Below are 19,711 nucleotides of genomic sequence, written 5' to 3'. Positions count from 1 at the left end.
CGATGCCAACAGTGGCTGGGTCACGTCGTCACTCCTGTGCGGGTCGGGCTGTCAGCTGATGCGGGAGAACCCGATCAGGCGGGGGTGCTGCTCAGGATGAACGGCACGACGAAGCCCAGGAGGGCGAGCGCCTCGGACACGGCGAAGCCGAGGAAGGCGTAGGTACGGGTCAGACCCGCGGACTCCGGCTGCCGGGCGGTCGACTGGATGTAGGCGGCCCAGACGATGCCCACACCGATGCCCGGGCCGATGGCGGCCAGGCCGTAGCCGATGGTGCCGAGGTTGCCGACGATCTGGACGTCGACGGCGGCGAGAGTGTCAACAGCGGACATGGGGGTGGTTCTCCCTTTCGGTGCTTCGGGGCTGATCCCACCGGCGCGGGATCAGGTGGTGCGGGGCTTCGGTCGCGAGGTGCCGCGTCCGGGTCAGTGCGAGTCGGCGAGCGACGACTCAAGATAGATCGCTGCCAGCAGGACGAAGACGTACGCCTGCAACCCGCAGACCAGGAGTTCGAAGAACACCAGGCCGAGGCTCGCCGCGAACGGCAGCACGGCGAGCGCGTAGCCCGCTCCACCGGCCTCCAGCTGGTAGAGCGTGCCGATGGCGGCGACGCCCACGAGCATGTGGCCGGCGAACATGTTGGCGAAGAGACGGACGGCCATGGTGAACGGCCGCAGGATGATGTTCGACAGGAACTCGATCGGGATCAGCAGGAAGTGCATCGGCCACGGCACGCCGGGGATGAACGTCTGCAACTTGATGTAGCCGAAGAACCCGTGCTTGCGGATGCCGACCACGTTGTAGATGACCCAGACCAGCAGGGCGAGGAACACCGGCACCGCGAAGTGCGAGGTGACCGGGAGCTGGGCGACCGGGATGATCCCCCAGATGTTCATCACGAAGACGAACACGAAGAGGGTGGCCAGGAACGGCGCCCACTTCTTGCCCTGACGACCGAGAACCTCGATGGCGACGCCATTCCGGATGAATCCGTAGAGACCCTCGCCGACGAACTGCAGCTTGCCGGGGACGACCGCGGCCCGCCGGGCCGAGGCCCAGAAGAACGCGATGATCAGGATCGACCCGAGGACGAGCAGCACCATCGCCTTGACCGACGCGATGACGGTGCCGTCACCGATCCGGTCGAAGAAGAACGAGTGCTCGACGGTGGGCGCCTGGAAACCGTCACCTTCAGCGGCCAGAAGTCCGACGGCATTGGTCAGACTCAGGGTCATGCGTGCTCCCTTCGGGGGTTGGCCGGAGGTGGGCCTGGTCGGTACGAGATCTGGGAGGAACTCGAACGGGGGTAGCTGCTGCGGTAGGTGTACCGCCGTGAAGTCTGCGCCGGGACCGCCGCGCCGGCCTTCTCACCGGACGGGCGGCCGAACTTGGCGACCACCGCGTAGATCCCGAGTGCCATGCCGAGGACGAGTCCGATGGGCGTGAACAGGCGGGTGTCCCACCACTTGTCCAGCAGCCAGCCGACGCCACCCCACACGACGAAACCGCCGATCAGGGTGGTCATCACAGCCCAACCCTCGTTCGTCCCGGAGGACGTGGAGTCGCCGTCGGCCCGCATCTTCATGACGCCGCCGACAGTATCAGTAAGGTCCCGGTCAAGCTGCACCGGGACGCCCATTTCTCTACAACTTGTCGAAGATCATTTCCCGGCCGTCCACCTGTCGCCCGTGCAGACACGTCCGTCACCCGGCGGAGTGAGCGGCGCACGATCAGGACGGATCCACGTAGAAGATCTTGGTCGTCCACACGTAGCGCATGTGCGCGGCCAGCCAGACGAACAGGCAGACGCCGACACCCAGTGCCATCCAACGGGTGTCGAAGATCCCGTCGCGCGGCAGCACGGTCAGCACGACGCCCAGCGCGACCACTTTCCCGATGTAGGTGCCGAGTGCGGCGGGCATCACGCGTTTCGGGTTCCGCGCGCCGACCTTCGCCACGATCACCGACGACAGGGTGAAGAACACACCGACGATCGCCGCGCCCAGCAACACGCCGGCGACCGCTCTCCCGCCCGCAATGATCACCGCGATCACCACCAGCACCAGGGCGGTCGGTGGCAGCGAGAGCCAGCAGAGCCGCAGGTGCCCGAGCGACCACGCTCCCCCGGTCCGGCTGCGGGCCTCCGCCTTCGCGGTCATCTCGAGCCGCAGTTGCGGGGTTCCTGGTGCGCTCACGTGTTGCAGGTCCTGTCCGGTGGTCGATGCAGTTGGTGGAGCAGTGGGTGCCGTGGTCGGGATGGCTCGGCCGGCGGGTTCGTCGGTGGTCATCAGGCGGCCGCCCGGGCCTTGCGCAGGCGTCGCGCGCGCACCCACGGCCAGGCCGAGAGCACCGCGGCGAGTGCCACTCCCACCGCGAACGGTCCCACGGTGACCTGCCATTTGACGAATGCCAGCGAGACGGCGCCGGCGCAGAGCACGGCGGCCCACAGGTAGAAGATCAGCACCGCCTGGCGCTGGGTGTGGCCGATGGCCAGCATCCGGTGGTGCAGGTGGCGCTTGTCGGCGCTGAACGGGTGTCGTCCCTCGCGGGTGCGCCGGGCCACTGCCATCAGGAAGTCCAGCAGCGGGATGAACACCACGGCCAGGCTGACGATCAGCGGCGCCAGCAGCGCGATCGTCGACCGCGGGCCGCCGAACTCGGCGATGTTGAGCTTGCCGCCGGCCGACACGGTCGCCGCGGCGATGGTCAGACCGATGAACATCGACCCGGAGTCGCCCATGAAGATCCGGGCGCGGAAGAAGTTGTGCGGCAGGAAGCCGATGCAGGCGCCGGCCAGCGCGGCGGCGATCAGCGGCGGCTGGGATCCGGCGAGATCGTCCTCGGAGAGCAGCAACTGGTGTGTGGAGAAGACGAAGATGCCGATGGAGGAGATGATCGCGACGCCGGTGAGCAGCCCGTCGAGACCGTCGATGAAGTTCATCGCGTTGGCCAGCACCAGGGTGAGCAGCACGGTGATCAGCGCGCCCTGCACCTGGCTGAAGATGACGGTGGTGCCGCCCTCGGGATTGTTCGCCGGCATCCACATCAACAGCCACTGCACACCGAAGAGCACCAGGATCCCGGCGGCCAGGATCTGGCCGGCCAGCTTGGTGACGGAGTCCAGGTCGAACCGGTCGTCCAGCACCCCGACCAGCACGATCACCGCGCCCGCGACCAGCACGCCGGTGATCTCGGACGAGGATTCGAAGGCGCGGCGCAGGGCGGGCAGGTTCATCGCCATCAGCACGGCCCCGGCCACCCCGAGGTAGACGGCGACACCGCCCATCCGTGGGGTCGGCAGGGCGTGCACGTCGCGGTCCCGGATCGGTGTCTGCGCCTTGATCTTCACCGCCAGCAGGCGGACGGCGCCGGTGGCCAGGTAGGTGATGATGACGGCCGTCGCGAACACCAGGGCGTATTCCCGGCCCGGGATCGCGAAGTCCTCCACCCGGCCAGACTAACGGCGGCGGCGAAGCACCCCTGACATGCGCGCGGGCCCGTCCGAGGCATTCGGACGGGCCCGTGGCGTCGTCTCCCGGCGTGGGAGTCTCCGCTGCACCCGGGGAGTGGTTCCGGATCCGGTCCTGCGATCCCGGCGTGGGATCCCGATCTCCGGCTCTCCGAGGCGGTCAGCAATGAGACGTGGGTACCCCCCGCTCCGTTCCGCGGTTCCGGGCAACTTTCTCGAAGAAATTTCCAGAACGTCCGTTGACCGGCGGTTTCCCGGTCACCGCATATCTCAGGAGGCCGCTTCGACCTGCCCGGCCACCTCGCGGATGGCGTCGAGCGATACCGCGCCCTGGCGCAGCACCCGGGGCAGGTCACCGGTCACGTCGACCACCGTGGAGGCCACACCGATGGGCGCCGGGCCGCCGTCCAGGTACACCGCCACCGAGTCGTCGAGCTGCTCCAGGGCCATGGCGGCGCTGGTGGCCGGCGGCTGGCCGCTGCGATTGGCGGAGGAGACAGCCATCGGGCCGACGATGCGCAGCAGGTCCAGGGCGACCGGGTGCAGCGGCATCCGCAGCATCACGGTGCCGCGGGTGTCGCCGAGGTCCCAGGCCAGCGACGGCGCCTGCTCGACGACGAGGGACAGCCCGCCCGGCCAGAACGCCTCGACCAGCAGCCGGGCCACCGGCGGCACGGCCGTCACCAGACCGTCGATGGTCTGCCAGGATCCGACCAGCACCGGCACCGGCATGTCCGGTCCACGACCCTTGGCGGCCAACAGGTCCCGGACGGCGGTGGCGTTGAACGCATCGGCGCCGATGCCGTAGACGGTGTCGGTCGGCAGCACCACCAGGTTCCCGGCGGCGGCCGCGTCCGCGGCCGCGCTCAGGCCGGCGCGGCGGGCAACGGGATCGGAGCAGTCGTAGGTCGTCACGAGGGACCAGTCTGGCACCCCGATGACCCACCCGGCGGCCAGGGCACTCCGGGACCGGTCAGCGGCGGGGTGTCAGCGCGACCCGGCGCAGGGTGAGGAACCGCGCGCGGCCGGTCAGGTCGGTGTGGTCGGTGACCTCGCCGAAGACGCGGCGGGCGGCGAACAGTGCCGGCGCCGACTCGCCCTGGGTGTCGTCGTGCTCGACGGCCGCGGTGCCGCCGACGGTCAGCAGCCCGGCGATCACCGGGACCAGCCGGCGGATCGTGTCCAACCCGTCGGCGCCGGAGAACACCGCCTCGGCCGGGTCGAACTCGCCGACCTCCGGGTCCACCACGGTGCCGTCCGGCACGTACGGCGGGTTGGCGGTCACCAGGTCGACGCGACCCTCCAGGTCCTCGAGCAGCCGCTCGTCACCGATGTCGCCGCCGCGCAGGTCGACCGGGGTACCACCGGCCGCCTCGTGCAGTTCCATGTTGCGGCGGGCCCAGGCCAGTGCGCCGGCGGCGCGTTCGACGGCCACCACCCGGGCGTCCGGCCGCGCCTGTGCGATCGCCAGCGCGATGGCGCCGGATCCGGCACACAGGTCCACCACCAACGGCTCCGGGGTGTCGGCGACCGCGGCCAGCGCCCACTCCAGCAGGCTCTCCGTCTCCGGTCGCGGCACGAACACACCCGGCCCCACCTGCACGGTCGTCGCACCGAGCACGGCCGTGCCGAGGATGTGCTGCAACGGTTCCCGGGCCGCCCGGCGGGCCACCAGCGCGTGGTACTGCTCCACCCACTCGTCGCCGACCAGCGGGTGCAGACCGAGCCGGCCACGCGACACGCCCAGCAGATGTGCGGCGAGCTCGTCCGCGTCGAACCGGGGGCTGCCGACGCCGGCCTCCTCCAACCGGCGGGAGGCCGCCATCAGTTCCAGACGCAGCGGGGTCCGGCTCATACCGCTCCTCCCGCCAGCCGCTGGTTCCGGTCGGCTTCCTCCAGGGCGCCGAGCACCCCGTCCAGGTCACCGTCCAGCACCGCGTCCAGGTTGTAGGCCTTGTAGCCGACCCGGTGGTCGGCGATCCGGTTCTCCGGGAAGTTGTAGGTGCGCACCCGCTCGGACCGGTCGACGGTCCGCACCTGCGACCGGCGGGCGTCCGCGGCCGCGGCGTCGGCGGCGTCCCGGGCCGCGGACAGCAACCGCGCGCGCAGGATCCGCATCGCCTGCTCCTTGTTCTGCAGCTGCGACTTCTCGTTCTGGCAGGACGCGACGATGCCGGTCGGCAGGTGGGTGATCCGCACCGCGGAGTCGGTGGTGTTCACCGACTGCCCGCCGGGACCGGAGGACCGGAACACGTCGATCCGCAGGTCGTTCGGGTCGATGGTGACGTCCACGTCCTCCGCCTCCGGGGCGACGAACACGCCGGCCGCGGAGGTGTGGATGCGGCCCTGCGACTCGGTGACCGGCACCCGCTGCACGCGGTGCACGCCGCCCTCGAACTTGAGCCGGGCCCACACGCCGTCGGCCGGTGCCGGAGACCCGGGCGCCTTCACCGCGACGGTGACGTCCTTGTAGCCGCCGAGGTCGGAGTCCTGCGCGGACAGCACCTCGGCCTTCCACCCGTGGCGTTCCGCGTAGCGCAGGTACATGCGCAGCAGGTCGCCGGCGAACAGCGCCGATTCCTCGCCGCCCTCCCCCGCCTTGATCTCGACCAACACGTCCTTGGCGTCGTCCGGATCCCGCGGCAGCAACAGCTCGGCCAGCTGCGACTCGAGCTCGTCCGCCCGGGCGGCCAGCGTCTCCGCCTCCTCGGCGAAGGCGGCATCCTCCCCGGCGAGCTCGCGCGCGGCGCCGAGGTCGTCCCGCACCGCGTCCAGTGCCTGTGCGGTGCTGGCGATCGGGGTGAGCGCGGCGTAGCGCCGGCCCAGACGGCGGGCCGCGGCCTGGTCACCGTGCACCGCCGGGTCGGCGAGTGCCTCCTGCAGCTGCCGGTACTCGGCGAGCAGGGCGTCGAGTCCACCGGACGGGACCGAAGGCGGTGCGGGCGTGCTCATCTGGACTTCTCACCTTGCTGTTGCCGTGCGTGGAGGCTGTGCTGTGGGTGGAGGCTGTGCTGTGGGTTGAGGGGCGGAACGGGCAGGCGGCGGGTGCCGAGCGCGAGTACTACCCAGGGGAACACAAAGGCGCCCGGCCGATCGTTGCCGATCGGGCCGGGCGCCCTGGTGGGACTAGCGGGTGCGCTTGCCGTAGCGCGCCTCGAAGCGGGCCACGCGGCCGCCGCTGTCGACGATCTTCTGCTTGCCCGTGTAGAACGGGTGGCAGTTGGAGCAGACCTCGACCGTGATCTTGCCGGAGGTCTCGGTGCTCCGGGTCTCGAAGGTGTTCCCGCAGCCGCAGGTCACCTCGGTCGTGACGTACTCGGGATGGATGCCCGTCTTCATTTCGGTTGGTTTCCTCTCTGATGGCCGCCGGGTCGCCCGTGCAGGATGCAGGGACGTGAACCGGAGCCGGATCCGACAGAACAGAGTGCCACATCGGGGCACCGGAAAGCCAAACGCCGACCCCGGGTCCGGAATTCCCCGGACATGCTGCTGCGCGACTGCGAGTGCGACATCCGGTCGACGGGCGCCGGGGCGAGCCGGATCGGGTCAGCCGACGGGGTCCAGGACGATCGACATCGCCGCTGCCGGCTGCGGTTCGCGGCCGATCAGCCGGCCGAGCCGGTCCGGGATCCGGGTGATCCGGCCCTGCCAGCCGTACTTGTCGATCAGCAGGTCGAAGATCCCGTCGATCACCGCCGGTCCACCGGGCACCATCTCGGCGCGGCCGGTCACCGCGGTGCCGGACAGCGGTTCGCCGTGCATCCCGCACGGCACGAGCGTGACGGCCGGATTCCGCCGGATCCGCTTGACCTTCCCGGCTTCCGGGTTCGTCCAGACCAGCAGCTCGTCGCCGCGGCGCACGATCCACACCGGCGTCGCCACCGGGGTGCCGTCCTTCCGGAACGTGGTCAGCAGCGCGTAGCGGGTACGGCCGAGCACGTCGAGTGCGCCGGTGCCTGACGCTGCGGAGCTGCGGGGAGCCATGATCACCACCCTACGAGACGCCACCGGCCGGGTCCCTGGTGAGGGACCCGGCCGGTGTCGTCGAACAGTGTCGATCAGCGACCGATCAGTGGTCGGCGCCGCCCGGGGTGTTCTTGGCGATCTGCATGAGGAACTCGACGTTGCTGCGCGACTTGCGCAGCCGGTCGAGCACCAGCTCGAGGGCCTGCTGGGTGTCCAGTGCGGCCAGCACCCGGCGCAGCTTGACCACGATGGCCAGCTCGTCCGGGGACAGCAACAGGTCCTCCTTGCGGGTGGAGCTCTGGTCCACGTCGATCGCCGGGAAAATCCGCTTGTCCGCGAGCTTGCGGTCCAGCTTGAGCTCGGCGTTGCCGGTGCCCTTGAACTCCTCGAAGATCACCGTGTCGCCGGCGGACCCGGTCTCCACCAGCGCCGAGGCGAAGATGGTGAGGGAGCCGCCGTTCTCGATGTTCCGGGCCGCACCGAGGAACCGCTTCGGCGGGAACAGCGCGGTCGAGTCGACACCACCGGACAGGATCCGGCCGGAGGCCGGGGCCGCCAAGTTGTAGGCGCGGCCGAGGCGGGTGATCGAGTCGAGCAGCACCACCACGTCCTTGCCCATCTCGACCAGGCGCTTGGCCCGCTCGATGGACAGCTCGGCGACCATCGTGTGATCGGCCGGCGGGCGGTCGAAGGTGGAGGCGATGACCTCACCCTTCACCGACCGCTGCATGTCGGTGACCTCTTCCGGCCGCTCGTCCACCAGCACCACCATCAGGTGGCACTCCGGGTTGTTGGTGGTGATCGCGTTCGCGATGGACTGCAGGACCGAGGTCTTGCCGGCCTTCGGCGGGGAGACGATCAGCGCGCGCTGGCCCTTGCCGACCGGCATGACCAGGTCGATGACCCGGGTGGTGAGGATGTGCGCCTCGGTCTCCAGGCGGAGCCGCTCGTTCGGGTAGAGCGGGGTCAGCTTGGTGAACTCCGGACGGTGCCGGGCCGCTTCCGGGTCGAGCCCGTTGACGGTGTCCAGCCGGACCAGCGCGTTGAACTTCTGCCGCTGCGCCTCGCCCTCGCGGGGGGCACGCACGGCGCCGGTCACCGCGTCGCCACGACGCAGACCGTTCTTGCGCACCTGGGACAGCGACACGTAGACGTCGTTCGGACCGGACAGGTAGCCCGAGGTCCGGATGAACGCGTACGAGTCGAGCACGTCGACGATGCCGGCGACCGGCACCAGCACGTCGTCGTCGCGGATCTCGGTGTCCGGGGTGTCCGAGAAGCGGTCCCGACCGCGACGGTTGCGGTCGCGGTAGCGACGGCCGCGGCGGCCGCCCTCCTCGTCCAGGTCGTCCCGGTTGCTGTTCTGCCCGCGATCCCGGTTCTGGTCGCGGTTGCCGCCCTGGTCACGGTTCTGGTCCCGGTTCTGGTCCCGATTGCCGTCTCGGTTCTGGCCACCCTGACCACCTTGGTCACGGCCCTGACGGTTCTGGTCCCGACCCTGGTCGCCGGACGGGCTGTCGCCGCCGTCCGGCCCCTCGGCCCGCACGTCACGGTCACCGCGGTCGCGGCGGCCGCGCCGGTTGCGGCGGCTGCCACGGCCGTCGCCGTCCTGCTGCCGGCCGTCGTCGGACGAGCCCTGCTCGGACCGGTCGCCGTCGGCGGATCCGCGGTCGTTGCGGTCGTGCTGGGCGGCGCTGCCACCCGGCGGGGGCGGCGGCGGCAGCTCGATGGCCGGGATGTTGATCGGGGCCGGCTCGGCGGCGCCGCCGGCCCGCGTGCTGCGCCGGCGGGCCGGGCGCTCGCGCTCCGGCAGGTCCAGCGGCAGCGACAGCTCGCCGTGCCCGTTGCTGCGGGAGTCCTGCGCGGCCGGCGCCTCCACGGCCGGCGCTGCGGCCACGACCGGGGCGGCCGGGGCCTCGGCCTGCTCGCGACGCGATCCGTTGGACCCGGCCTTGGCGGACGGGGCCGACTGGCCGGACTGGTGGCTGGTGATGGCGGCGATGAGGTCGCCCTTGCGGAGGGCGGAGGTGCCCTTGATGCCGAGTTGGCTCGCCATCGCCTTGAGCTCGGGCAGGGTCTGACCCGACAGGCCCTCGCCGCCGCTGCGGCGGGCGCGGGTGGAGGTCGTGGTGCCGGCCTGCTCCGTGGTTTCGCTCACGAAGTTCCTTCCTTCCGGCCCGAAGATGTGATTCCGGCCGGTTCCGAACGCCGCGGACAGATGGACCGCGGCGGATGCACCGCACCCGGCGGGCGCGGATCCCGATCCCGGCCGGCCCGTTGCCGTTCCCTGAAGAAGGAACGGTGCTGGGAGACGTGCGCCGGACTGCGGAATCAAGTGGTGTGTGCCCGAGGGGGCGGAGAATGACCAGTTCTCCAACGGCATCGGGTGCAGGGATCGTGAAGACGAAAGACCCCACCAAGGATTCCGGCGGCTGAGTTCACGACCGGTGATCACGACCAGACTAGACGCTGGTCACGGTGAGTGGCAACAACCCCCGGCGTGTCGTCATTCCCGGGAGCGATCGGGATGCCCTGCCGCCCGCCGCAGCTCTCTCCGCGGGACCGCAGCTCTCTCCGCGGGACGCGTCGCCGAGTCGGCCCCGGCATCCCGGTAGGTCACCCGCCGTTGCTCGGATCTGACGACAGGCCGGGACCGACGATCTCCGCCGGAACGGGGTCAGTGCGCGAGAGTTCCAGGGCCGGGCGGCGATGGGTAGGTGGCCGGGTTCCGCGTATACCCCGACCAGCCGGGGTTGTTCCGCCCGCCGGACTCCAGGGTCCGACCGGCGGTGAGCGGGTGGCCGGGTTCACGATCTGCCCTGACCAGAGAAGGACTGCCGACAGCAGTTCCGGAGCCGGGCGGCGGTGGGCACGTGGTCGGGTTCGGTGCATGCCCTGACCAGCGGGGAGGGATGCGGGCGCGCCAGCGGGGAGGGATGCGGGCGCGCTGTTCTCACGCCGGGCGGCGGTGGACACGTGGTCGGGTTCAATACATGCCCTGACCAAGCGGGAAGGGGTGCGGGTCGTCGGTTCCGGAGCCGGGCGGCGGCCCGGATCCTCTTCACCGGCCCCAGAACGACGCTCCGTGTACCTGGACGGACGCTGATGGAAGGATCTCCGGGACTACCTCTTCCCCGGCCCGTCCACGACATCGATTCCACCGACTGTCACCCTTCGTTGGCCGAATATCCCTGTGACACACGGATTGTGGGCCAACGAACGTCAGAATCCGGGTTCCCGGTCCCTTTGCATACACGGACGGTGGGCAGACGGCCCCGGAACCACCACGCCGGCAGTTCCTCCCACCTCTGAACCGCCACCGGGCCACTCGACCCCGCCCGCCACGGGCGATTCCCATCCGGGCGCAGTTCCTCCCCACTCCCGAACCGCCCCCCGGCCACCCGACCCCGCCCGCCACCGGCGATTCCCATCCGGGCGCAGTTCCTCCCCACTCCCGAATCGCCACCCGGCCACCCGACCCTGCCAGCCACGGGCGATTCCGTCCGGGCGCAGTTACTCCCCACTCCCGAACCGCCACCCGACCTCTGGACCCGGTTGCCGGCGTACCTCTCCGTACTAGCGCGGTGTTTCGCCACTCCCGAGCGGCTACCCGGCCACCCGTACCCGTTCGCCACGGGTCACCCCTTCGTCCAGGCGCAGTTTCCCCCTCCGCACCCCCGGCAACCCGACCCGACCTCGCACCCGACCGCTCGCGGTACGAACGGTGGTCAGCCGGTGGTGACGACAGCCCCGATGGTGTCGACCTGCACCGGGACGATCTCGAAGCCGTTGCGGGCGAACGGCTCCGGACTGATGTCGAGGTCGGTGAGGGCCAGCACCGACGGCCCGGCGCCGGACACGACGGCAGCGATGCCGGCGTCGCGCAGCGCCGCGACCAGGGCCGCGGTCTCCGGCATGGCCGGCGCCCGGTACTGCTGGTGCAGCCGGTCCTCGGTGGCCTCCAGCAGCAGCGCCGGTTCGGCGGTGAGCGCGTGCACCAGCAGCGCCGCGGCCGCGGTGTTCGCGGCCGCGTCGGCGTGCGGAACAGTCGGCGGCAGCAGCGATCTCGCGTAGTGGGTGGAGGCCGCCCGGTCCGCGCTGAACAGGTGGGCCCGCACGTCCGGGTGCACCTGCTTGCGGACGGTGCTCGGCCGGCCGTCGGTGGCGGCGGTCCACGCCATGGTGAACCCACCGAACAGGGCCGGCGCCACGTTGTCCGGGTGCCCCTCCATCTCGGTGCCGAGTTCCAGCACGTCGCGGTCGGTGAGCACCGTCGGGTCCGGCAGCATCGCGCGGCCCAGCAGCAGCCCGGCCACCACGGCGGCCGCCGAGGATCCCTGGCCGCCACCGTGCGGGATGGTGTTGCGGCAGGTCAGGGCGAAGCCCGGCAGCACGGCCCCGGCGGCGGCGAACGCACGCAGCGCAGCCCGCACCACCAGGTGGGACTCGTCGGTCGGCACCTCGCCGGCGCCGACCCCCTGCACCTCCACCGAGATGCCCTCGGCGGGGACGGCGGACACCTCGTCGTACCTGGTCAGCGCCAGTCCGAAGCTGTCGTACCCGGGGCCGAGGTTCGCCGAGGTCGCCGGCACCCGGACGGTGACCCGACCGGTCACCTGCTCGTCCGTCACCCGATCTCCAGGGCCCGGGCGACGGCCTCGGCGGACACCGGCACGATCACCGGAGCGGTCATCGACTCGAGTGCTGTCTGCGGGTCCTTCAGGCCGTGCCCGGTGACCGTGCAGACCACGGTGGCACCCTTCGGCAGTCGCCCGTCCGCCGCGGTCTTCAGCAGGCCGGCCACCGACGCGGCCGACGCGGGCTCGACGAAGACACCCTCGGTGGTGGCCAGTAGCTTGTACGCGGCGAGGATCTCCTCGTCGGTGACGGCGTCGATCAGGCCGCCCGAGGAGTCACGCGCCTCGACAGCGCCGTTCCACGACGCCGGCTCACCGATCCGGATGGCGGTGGCGATCGTCTCGGGATCGCGGACCGGGTGGCCGAGCACCAGAGGCGCGGCGCCGGCGGCCTGGAAGCCGAACATCCGCGGGGTGGACGTGGTGACACCGTCGGCGGCGTACTCGCGGTAGCCCTTCCAGTACGCGGTGATGTTGCCGGCGTTGCCGACCGGCAGCAGATGCACGTCGGGCGCCTTGCCCAGTACGTCGCAGATCTCGAAGGCGGCGGTCTTCTGCCCCTCGATCCGCACCGGGTTCACCGAGTTGACCAGGGCGATCCCGTCGACGGCCGCGGCGGTCTTGCGGGCCAACTCGAGACAGTCGTCAAAGTTGCCCTGCACCTGCAGGATCTTCGCGCCGTAGGCAACCGCCTGGGCGAGCTTGCCGGCGGCGATCTTGCCCTCGGGGATCAGCACCGCACACTCCAGCCCGGCCCGGGCGGCGTAGGCCGCGGCCGAGGCGGAGGTGTTGCCCGTCGACGCGCAGATGACGGCCCGCGCCCCGTCGGCGAGTGCCCAGGTGACCGCGACGGTCATCCCGCGGTCCTTGAACGACCCGGTCGGGTTGGCGCCCTCGATCTTCAGGTGCACGTCGGCACCGACCCTGGCGGACAGCGCCGGAGCGGGCAGCAGCGGGGTGCCCCCCTCCTGCAGCGTCACGATCCGAGCACCGGCCGGGATCGCGACCCGGTCGGCGTAGGCGGTGATCAGGCCCGGCCAGCGGGTGGCCACCGCGGTGCCGTTGGGTGCGGCGGGGGTGGATTCGGTCATGGTCACTGCTCCCCCATCACTCGCATCACCGAGGTGACGCGGTGCACGACGTCGAGTTCGGACAGCCGGGTCACCGTTCCGGCCAGGGCGGCGTCGGGCGCGCTGTGCGTGACGACCACCAGCTCGGCGTCCCGCCCGGTGCCCTCCTGTCGCACGGTGGAGATCGAGACACCGGCGTCGGCAAAGGCATTCGCGACCTCGGCCAGCACCCCGGCACGATCGTGCACGTCGAGGCTGATGTGGTACCGGGCCGGCACCTCGCCCATCGGCTGGATCGGCAGGTCGGCGTAGGCCGACTCGCGCGGGCCGTGGCCGCCCGCCACCCGGTTCCGGGCCACCGCCACCAGGTCGCCGAGCACAGCAGAGGCGGTGGGGGCGCCGCCGGCCCCTGGCCCGTAGAACATCAGCCGCCCGGCGGACTCCGCCTCGACGTAGACGGCGTTGTAGGCGCCGTCCACCCCGGCCAACGGGTGCGACTTGGGCAGCATGACCGGGTGCACCCGCGCCGACACGGACGCACCGGCGCCGGTCGCGTCGCCACCGACGCGTTCGCAGATCGCGAGGAGCTTGACCACACAACCGATCTCGGTCGCCGCAGCGATGTCGGCGGCGGAGACCCCGGAGATCCCTTCGCGGTGCACGTCGGCCGCGCCGACCCGGGTGTGGAAGCCGAGCGAGGCCAGGATGGCGGCCTTGGCCGCCGCGTCGAAGCCGTCGACGTCCGCGGTCGGGTCGGCCTCGGCGTAGCCGAGCCGGGTGGCCTCCTTGAGCGCGTACTCGTAGCTGTCGCCCGTCGCGGTCATGGCCGACAGGATGTAGTTGGTGGTGCCGTTGACGATCCCCATGATCCGCGAGATGCGATCCCCGGCAAGGGATTCGCGCAGCGGGCGGATCAGCGGGATGGCGCCGGCGACGGCCGCCTCGAAGTAGAGGTCGGCACCGGAGGCATCGGCCGCCTCGTACAGCTCCGGACCCTCCTCGGCCAGGAGCGCCTTGTTCGCGGTGACCACGCCGGCACCCCGGCGCAGCGCGGTCAGCAGCAGGTCCTTGGTCGGGGTGATCCCGCCGATCACCTCGACGACGATGTCCACGTCCTCGCGCGCGACCAGCGCCGCCGCGTCGGTGGTGAGCAGGTCGGCCGGGATGTCGGTGTGCCGCTGCGGGCGCCGGACGGCGACACCGACCAGTTCCAGCGGCGCGCCGATCCGGGCGGTCAGCTCGGCGGACTGCTCGCGCAGCAGCCGGACGACCTGGCCGCCGACGGTGCCGGCGCCGAGCACGGCGACCCTGATCGGGCTCATCGGCGGCCGCCGCGGGCGGTGATCCGGAAGAGCCGCACGGCGAAGACCAGCAGCAGCAGCACCATCACCACGGCGACGATCGCGATGGTGGTGCGCAGCCAGCCGGGCATGTCCGGATTGATCAGTACGACGATGATCAGGACGGCGGCGCCGCCGAGCAGCACGACGCCGGGGACGACGGAGGGCTGGCCGGTACCTTGCGGGCGGGGCTCGGGCGTGGTCACGGCATCTCCAGTCGCAGCAGGTCGTCGTCGGTCTCGCGGCGCAGCATCACCCTGGCCGTGCCTTCGCGCACGGTCACCACCGGGGGCCTCGGCACCCGGTTGTAGTTGCTGGCCATCACGTAGCAATAGGCACCGGTGGCGGCCACAGCGATCAGGTCCCCCACCGCCAGGTCGGCAGGAAGGTAGCAGTCGCGGACGACGATGTCACCGGACTCGCAGTGCCGCCCGACCACCCGGCAGCGCACCGGCGCGGCGTCGGAACTGCGGGAGGCCAGGGTCACCGTGTAGTCCGCGTCGTACAGGGCGGTGCGGATGTTGTCGCTCATCCCGCCGTCCACCGAGACGTACCGGCGGGTGTGCCGACCGTCCAGCGCGACGTCCTTGATGGTGCCGACCTCGTAGACGGTGACGGTGCCCGGACCGACGATCGCCCGTCCCGGCTCCACGGCGATGGTCGGGACCACCAGCCCGGCCGCCTGGCACTCGCGGGTGACGATCTCGGTCAGCGACTTGGCCATCGCGTCCGCGGTCGGTGGCCGGTCCTCCTCGGTGTAGGCGATGCCGAGACCGCCGCCGAGGTCGAGCGTGGTGATGGTGTCGGTCAGCGCCGGGTGTTCGTCGAGCAGGTCGCGCAGCAGGCCGACCAGCCGGTGCGCGGCCACCTCGAACCCCGAGGGGTCGAAGATCTGCGAGCCGATGTGCGAGTGCAGGCCCACCAGGCGGAGACCGGAGTTGGCCAGGATGCGCCGCACCGCCTCCGCGGCGTCGCCACCGGCCAGCGAGAAGCCGAACTTCTGGTCCTCATGGGCGGTGGCGATGAACTCGTGGGTGTGCGCCTCGACGCCGACGGTGACCCGGACCATCACCGGCACCGGGTCCGCCCCGTTGCGGCCCTCGGACTCGACCAGCCCGGCGAGCCGGCCGATCTCGTCGAAGGAGTCGACCACGATCGCGCCGATCCGCCCGCGGACGGCGGCGGTCAGCTCGGCGGTCGACTTGTTCGACCCGTGCAGGGTGATCCGCTGCGCCGGGAATTCGCGGGACAGCGCCAGTGCCAGTTCGCCGCCGGTGCAGACGTCCAGCGCCATGCCCTCGTCGGCGAGCCAGTCGACCACGCGGCCGGACAGGAACGCCTTGCCGGCGTAGTGCACCTGGCCGGCGCTGCCGAACGCGTCCGCGAAATCCTGGCAGCGGGAGCGGAAGTCGAGCTCGTCCATGACCATCATCGGGGTGCCGAACTCGGCTGCGAGGTCGCGCACGTCGGTCCCGGCCAGCTGCAGCGCACCGTCGGCACCGCGACCGGCGTGCCGCGGCCAGATGCGCTCGGACAGGACGTTCAGGTCGGCAGGTGCGCCGCTCTGCTCGTGGGCGGCCGGGATCTCGCCGTGGCGGGGTCCGGCGGGGTGCGCTCTCACAGGTACTCCGGTGCGGTGACGCCGGCCAGGCCGAGGCCGTGGCGCAGCACGTGGCGGGTGCGACCGAGGTCGCGGGTCAACTCGGGGGTGCGGACCGCGGGCAGGCGCGTGTCCAGCCAGCGATGGGTGGCGTCGGCCAGCTCGTCCAGGTGCAGGGCGAGCCGGTGCGGGGCGGCCGAGCGGGCGGCATCGGCGAGCACCCCGCGGTAGCCGGCCACCAGCGTGCGGACCCGCTCGCGCGTGCTGTCGGCCCCAGGCGTCTGTCCGAGCACGCCGGCACCGGCCTGGGCGCGGGACAGGCGGGCGTGCGCGGACTGCACGGCGAACACCGGATTGGTGGTGCGGTAGGACGTCCACACGGCCGGGTCGAGGGTGATCGACCGGGCCGGTGACCTGCGCAGCAACGCCCAGCGGGTGGCGTCGGAGCCGAGGATCCGCAGCGGGTCCCCGCCACCCTTGACCAGCACTGCTGCCGAAGGGCGGGCCGTGGTGGCGGAGACGCACCGGACGCTGTGACGGATGCCGGCCAGCACCTCGTCGACGATGCGGTCACGCAGCGCCGACCCCGGTCGGGCGTCGTCCGGTCGGGCGGCATCCACGTGACCATCCTATTCAGCGGCAAGGACCGCTCCGGACCACCCGCGGCGACCCGACGACGTGGTGCTGCCCACCCCGGACCCGTCACCCGACCGGTCCACATGCCCCTGACCTGCGACTCACGTCGATGACACGAACGCAGACCGTAGACTCCCCGCTGTCCCCGAGTGCCGCAGACGGCTGCACTCCCGCGTGTGAACGAACGAGGTCGCGCTACCGATGATGGCCAGCGGCAAGAAGAGCAGGAACTCCCGCCCCGCACCGGTGGTCTCCCGGCGGCAGGGACTGCCCTGGCTGACGATCGGCGCGGTCGTCGCCGTCGTGGCCCTGATCGGCGCGATCTTCGTGGTCGTCTACTCCCGGAACTCCGAGAACTCGGCCGCAGCGGACCGTCTCGCGCCGTGGGTGCCATCCGAGGAGAACAAGGACCCGTCGGTGAACATCCCCGGGATCTACGTGGGGGCCTCGGTCGAGGAGAACGGTGTCATCACCTTCCCGAAGTACAAGGCCGCGTTGCACGTCGAGTCGACCGAGCGGGTCGCCTACGACCGGTATCCCGCGGTCGGCGGGCCGCACGACGGGGTGTGGGCGGCGTGCAACGGCGTGATCTACACACAGGCCGTGCGCGAGGAGAACATGGTCCACCCGCTGGAGCACGGCGCGATCTGGATCGCCTACAACCCGGACACCATCGCCGACGGCGACCTGGCGATCCTGGAGGGCCTGGTCCGCAACCAGACCTTCATGGTGCTGTCGCCGTACCCGACCCTGGACCAGCCGATCTCGCTCCAGTCCTGGGGCCACCAGCTGAAGCTGCAGTCCGCGTCCGACGAGCGGATCCAGGAGTTCATCACCGCGCTGAAGCAGAACCAGTACGTGTACCCGGAGATCGGCGCCACCTGCGACCAGCCGTCCTTCGACACCGAGAACCCGCCGCCGTTCGTGCCGGGTGCCCCCGGTGCCGACGCCATCCCGCTGGACGGCTCCGGTCTGACCTCCGACACCTCCGAGGTCATGACCGACGACACCGCGAGCGGCTCCGAGACCGCCTCCGGGACCGGTTCGGCCACCTCCTCCGAGGTCTCCGGTTCGGGCACGTCGTCGGAGTCCGCAGAGACCTCTGGATCCACTGAGTCCGCTGTGAGCACCTCCGGCTCCGTCCTCGGGACCAGCGCGTCCCAGTGACAGACAGGCAGCAGCCGGCGCTCACCGACGCGTCCGCGCCGTCCGGTGCGGACCCGTCCTCGGCCGACGGCGCCGCTCCGCGCGGGGCCGGCCGGCTGCTGGACCGCTGGGGATCCCGTGGCACGGTGATCGTGCTGTCGTTGTCGGCCGTCGTGTTCCTGCTGGTCGGCGCCGTGCTCGGGGTGGCACTGGCGCCACAGCGGGATGCCGGGCCGAACATGGAGCCGGGTGCGGTCGACGTCGGGTTCGCGCAGGACATGATCGTGCACCACAACCAGGGCGTGCTGATGGCGCACTACGCCGAGCTCGACACCGATGACTCCGACATCGCCGTGCTGGCCTACGACATCAACTACACGCAGACGGCGCAGATCGGCCAGATGCAGGGCTGGCTGGCGCTGTGGGGCAAGCCGGTCTTCAACTCCGGCACCGTGATGGGCTGGATGACGGCCGGCGGCATGGATCACATGAACATGGGCGACAGCACCTCCGGCGGGACAGCCGGGATGAGCGTCGACCCGGCCCGCGCCGAGGACGGCGCGATCATGCCCGGGATGGCCACCAACACCGAGATGGCGAAGTTGAAGTCCTTGCGCGGCAAGGAGTCCGACATCTACTTCCTGCAGCTGATGATCCGCCACCACCAGGGCGGTGCGGACATGATGGAGTACGCCGCGGCCAACGCCTCGGTCGGCGTGGTCCGCAACTTCGCAGGTCAGATGCTCCAGGCCCAGCAGGCGGAGATCGGCCAGATGACCGACTGGCTGGCCGATCTCGGCGCCCAGCCGCTGCCGGCGCCGTGATCGGGGCCGTGCGCCGGCGCCGGGTGGACGGGACGACCTCCCGCATGCGGTAGAGTTCTCCCTCGCGCCCCCGTAGCTCAGGGGATAGAGCACCGCCCTCCGGAGGCGGGTGCGCAGGTTCGAATCCTGCCGGGGGCACAGGCGCAGAAGGTGCAGTTCAGGGCCGGTCAGCTGGAGACAGCGGACCGGCCCTTCGCTGTTGTCTCAGTCGGTTGCAGGCCTGCCCGGGATGCAGCCTTCGGGGTTGCCCGGGCTGGCCAGCGGTACTTCGACCCACCAAACCGGCCCTACGGCTCCCTTCACGTTGGGGGCACCCACCAGCACGGCCCGCACCGACCACGGCCCCTTGCTCATGGAGAAGGACAGATAGAACGATCCGTCAGCTGCCACCCGACCCACGCTCTGGCGCTTCCAGAAGACCGTCAGGTCATTGAAATAGAACTCCGCTGTCACGATCGTCCCCGCCGCCTCCTTAGGCGCCTTACCGACCATCGCGATGTAGGGCGCGCCGACGTAGCAGCCCTGGGCGTAGAACGAGTCGAAGCCCATCCGCACCCCGACCGTCGCGACCGGCGAGACCACCGCGTTGCCCGGCAGCCGCGCCTGCAACACCCGCGCCTGATCCGGCGTGTAGCGGAAGGTGAAGTGGCCCAGCGCGTTCGACCGGGTGTTCTGCACATGCGACCACGCCGTGCTGCCCACCGGCCGCGTCCACAGCTCGATCACCCCGCCGGCGACCCGATCACCGGACGCGGACTTCGCCGTGCCGGACACGATCGTCGATTGACCGATCCGCACCTCCGCCTGACTCGACGCGATCGACAACGACCCCGCCGCCGCGGACGCCGACGTGACCGCTGCGCCTGCGGGCACCGTGGCCGCACCCACCACCGGCACCACCCCGATCAGCGCCATCACCACCGTCGAAACCACGACCGCCCACCGCTGTGCCGCTCTGCTCATCAACCCGCTCCCCTTCGTCGATTCCTCGCCGTACCGGTCCGTTCAACGCCCCTCTCGGTC

General features: G+C 71.1%; 20 protein-coding genes and 1 tRNA gene. 3 read left to right on the top strand and 18 right to left on the bottom strand.

What is annotated here, in order from left to right; all coding sequences use genetic code 11:
• Positions 1 to 74: 74 nt before the first annotated feature.
• The 17 genes from atpE to GIS00_RS27330 all read right to left on the bottom strand — a co-directional run bounded on the left by atpE (position 75) and on the right by GIS00_RS27330 (position 16,702).
• Positions 75 to 332, bottom strand: a complete 258-nt coding sequence (gene atpE / locus GIS00_RS06785; RefSeq protein ID WP_154767462.1) for an ATP synthase F0 subunit C — start codon at positions 330 to 332, stop codon at positions 75 to 77.
• A 93-nt stretch (positions 333 to 425) separates the two neighbouring features.
• Positions 426 to 1,235: a F0F1 ATP synthase subunit A gene (gene atpB, locus GIS00_RS06780; protein WP_154767461.1), complete on the bottom strand. Its 810-nt coding sequence runs from the start codon at positions 1,233 to 1,235 to the stop codon at positions 426 to 428.
• Positions 1,232 to 1,585, bottom strand: a complete 354-nt coding sequence (locus tag GIS00_RS27335; protein WP_230312855.1) for an AtpZ/AtpI family protein — start codon at positions 1,583 to 1,585, stop codon at positions 1,232 to 1,234. The genes atpB and GIS00_RS27335 overlap by 4 nt, the downstream gene beginning before the upstream one ends.
• A gap of 145 nt (positions 1,586 to 1,730) precedes the next feature.
• On the bottom strand, positions 1,731 to 2,195 hold the full coding sequence (locus GIS00_RS06770; RefSeq protein ID WP_154767460.1) for a hypothetical protein: 465 nt from the start codon (positions 2,193 to 2,195) through the stop codon (positions 1,731 to 1,733).
• Between the two features lie 92 nt (positions 2,196 to 2,287).
• The gene (locus GIS00_RS06765) at positions 2,288 to 3,448 is read right to left on the bottom strand and encodes an MraY family glycosyltransferase (RefSeq protein ID WP_322097610.1); all 1,161 of its coding nucleotides are present in this window, start codon (positions 3,446 to 3,448) and stop codon (positions 2,288 to 2,290) included.
• A 291-nt stretch (positions 3,449 to 3,739) separates the two neighbouring features.
• Positions 3,740 to 4,384: an L-threonylcarbamoyladenylate synthase gene (locus GIS00_RS06760; protein ID WP_322097609.1), complete on the bottom strand. Its 645-nt coding sequence runs from the start codon at positions 4,382 to 4,384 to the stop codon at positions 3,740 to 3,742.
• 58 nt (positions 4,385 to 4,442) lie between these two features.
• On the bottom strand, positions 4,443 to 5,324 hold the full coding sequence (gene prmC, locus GIS00_RS06755; protein ID WP_154767458.1) for a peptide chain release factor N(5)-glutamine methyltransferase: 882 nt from the start codon (positions 5,322 to 5,324) through the stop codon (positions 4,443 to 4,445).
• The gene (prfA, locus tag GIS00_RS06750) at positions 5,321 to 6,421 is read right to left on the bottom strand and encodes a peptide chain release factor 1 (protein ID WP_154767457.1); all 1,101 of its coding nucleotides are present in this window, start codon (positions 6,419 to 6,421) and stop codon (positions 5,321 to 5,323) included. The genes prmC and prfA overlap by 4 nt, the downstream gene beginning before the upstream one ends.
• A 174-nt stretch (positions 6,422 to 6,595) precedes the next feature.
• Positions 6,596 to 6,808, bottom strand: coding sequence for a 50S ribosomal protein L31 (gene rpmE / locus GIS00_RS06745; RefSeq protein WP_154767456.1), 213 nt, complete (start codon positions 6,806 to 6,808; stop codon positions 6,596 to 6,598).
• Between the two features lie 207 nt (positions 6,809 to 7,015).
• The gene (locus GIS00_RS06740) at positions 7,016 to 7,453 is read right to left on the bottom strand and encodes a PPOX class F420-dependent oxidoreductase (RefSeq protein ID WP_154767455.1); all 438 of its coding nucleotides are present in this window, start codon (positions 7,451 to 7,453) and stop codon (positions 7,016 to 7,018) included.
• A gap of 85 nt (positions 7,454 to 7,538) precedes the next feature.
• Positions 7,539 to 9,593: a transcription termination factor Rho gene (gene rho / locus GIS00_RS06735; protein WP_322097607.1), complete on the bottom strand. Its 2,055-nt coding sequence runs from the start codon at positions 9,591 to 9,593 to the stop codon at positions 7,539 to 7,541.
• A 1,570-nt stretch (positions 9,594 to 11,163) separates the two neighbouring features.
• Positions 11,164 to 12,066, bottom strand: a complete 903-nt coding sequence (gene thrB / locus GIS00_RS06730; protein ID WP_322097606.1) for a homoserine kinase — start codon at positions 12,064 to 12,066, stop codon at positions 11,164 to 11,166.
• Complete coding sequence (gene thrC / locus GIS00_RS06725) at positions 12,063 to 13,163, bottom strand: threonine synthase (protein WP_154767452.1); 1,101 nt, start codon at positions 13,161 to 13,163, stop codon at positions 12,063 to 12,065. Before thrC ends, thrB begins: the two co-directional genes overlap by 4 nt.
• A gap of 2 nt (positions 13,164 to 13,165) precedes the next feature.
• Positions 13,166 to 14,464, bottom strand: a complete 1,299-nt coding sequence (locus GIS00_RS06720) for a homoserine dehydrogenase (RefSeq protein ID WP_154767451.1) — start codon at positions 14,462 to 14,464, stop codon at positions 13,166 to 13,168.
• Positions 14,461 to 14,688 (bottom strand): hypothetical protein, encoded by a 228-nt coding sequence (locus GIS00_RS06715; RefSeq protein ID WP_154767450.1) that lies wholly within the window; start codon positions 14,686 to 14,688, stop codon positions 14,461 to 14,463. Before GIS00_RS06715 ends, GIS00_RS06720 begins: the two co-directional genes overlap by 4 nt.
• A complete protein-coding gene (gene lysA, locus GIS00_RS06710; RefSeq protein WP_322097605.1) occupies positions 14,685 to 16,103 on the bottom strand; it encodes a diaminopimelate decarboxylase in 1,419 nt (472 codons plus the stop codon). Before lysA ends, GIS00_RS06715 begins: the two co-directional genes overlap by 4 nt.
• A complete protein-coding gene (locus GIS00_RS27330; protein WP_154767449.1) occupies positions 16,100 to 16,702 on the bottom strand; it encodes a DALR anticodon-binding domain-containing protein in 603 nt (200 codons plus the stop codon). The genes lysA and GIS00_RS27330 overlap by 4 nt, the downstream gene beginning before the upstream one ends.
• A gap of 217 nt (positions 16,703 to 16,919) precedes the next feature.
• Between GIS00_RS27330 and GIS00_RS06700 the strand changes: the two genes are divergently transcribed.
• The 3 genes from GIS00_RS06700 to GIS00_RS06690 all read left to right on the top strand — a co-directional run bounded on the left by GIS00_RS06700 (position 16,920) and on the right by GIS00_RS06690 (position 18,826).
• Positions 16,920 to 17,885: a DUF3105 domain-containing protein gene (locus GIS00_RS06700; protein WP_230312853.1), complete on the top strand. Its 966-nt coding sequence runs from the start codon at positions 16,920 to 16,922 to the stop codon at positions 17,883 to 17,885.
• A complete protein-coding gene (locus tag GIS00_RS06695; RefSeq protein ID WP_322097604.1) occupies positions 17,882 to 18,688 on the top strand; it encodes a DUF305 domain-containing protein in 807 nt (268 codons plus the stop codon). Before GIS00_RS06700 ends, GIS00_RS06695 begins: the two co-directional genes overlap by 4 nt.
• A 66-nt stretch (positions 18,689 to 18,754) precedes the next feature.
• Positions 18,755 to 18,826: transfer RNA gene (locus tag GIS00_RS06690), tRNA-Arg, on the top strand.
• A gap of 66 nt (positions 18,827 to 18,892) precedes the next feature.
• On the opposite strand, the gene GIS00_RS06685 is transcribed toward GIS00_RS06690, so the two are convergent.
• Positions 18,893 to 19,621: a hypothetical protein gene (locus GIS00_RS06685; RefSeq protein WP_154767448.1), complete on the bottom strand. Its 729-nt coding sequence runs from the start codon at positions 19,619 to 19,621 to the stop codon at positions 18,893 to 18,895.
• Between the last annotated feature and the right edge of the window lie 90 nt (positions 19,622 to 19,711).

The organism is Nakamurella alba, from assembly GCF_009707545.1.
Classification (GTDB): domain Bacteria; phylum Actinomycetota; class Actinomycetes; order Mycobacteriales; family Nakamurellaceae; genus Nakamurella; species Nakamurella alba.
Note: the sequence above shows the minus strand (reverse complement) of the source record. Positions and strands in the feature narration are given on the sequence as shown.

Coding starts and splice junctions, on each gene's coding strand:
- atpE (WP_154767462.1), bottom strand. CDS start 332: ATGTCCGCTGTTGACACTCTCGCCGCCGTCGACGTCCAGATCGTCGGC.
- atpB (WP_154767461.1), bottom strand. CDS start 1,235: ATGACCCTGAGTCTGACCAATGCCGTCGGACTTCTGGCCGCTGAAGGT.
- GIS00_RS06740 (WP_154767455.1), bottom strand. CDS start 7,453: ATGGCTCCCCGCAGCTCCGCAGCGTCAGGCACCGGCGCACTCGACGTG.
- GIS00_RS06720 (WP_154767451.1), bottom strand. CDS start 14,464: ATGAGCCCGATCAGGGTCGCCGTGCTCGGCGCCGGCACCGTCGGCGGC.
- prfA (WP_154767457.1), bottom strand. CDS start 6,421: ATGAGCACGCCCGCACCGCCTTCGGTCCCGTCCGGTGGACTCGACGCC.
- prmC (WP_154767458.1), bottom strand. CDS start 5,324: ATGAGCCGGACCCCGCTGCGTCTGGAACTGATGGCGGCCTCCCGCCGG.
- GIS00_RS27335 (WP_230312855.1), bottom strand. CDS start 1,585: ATGAAGATGCGGGCCGACGGCGACTCCACGTCCTCCGGGACGAACGAG.
- thrC (WP_154767452.1), bottom strand. CDS start 13,163: ATGACCGAATCCACCCCCGCCGCACCCAACGGCACCGCGGTGGCCACC.
- GIS00_RS06700 (WP_230312853.1), top strand. CDS start 16,920: ATGATGGCCAGCGGCAAGAAGAGCAGGAACTCCCGCCCCGCACCGGTG.
- rpmE (WP_154767456.1), bottom strand. CDS start 6,808: ATGAAGACGGGCATCCATCCCGAGTACGTCACGACCGAGGTGACCTGC.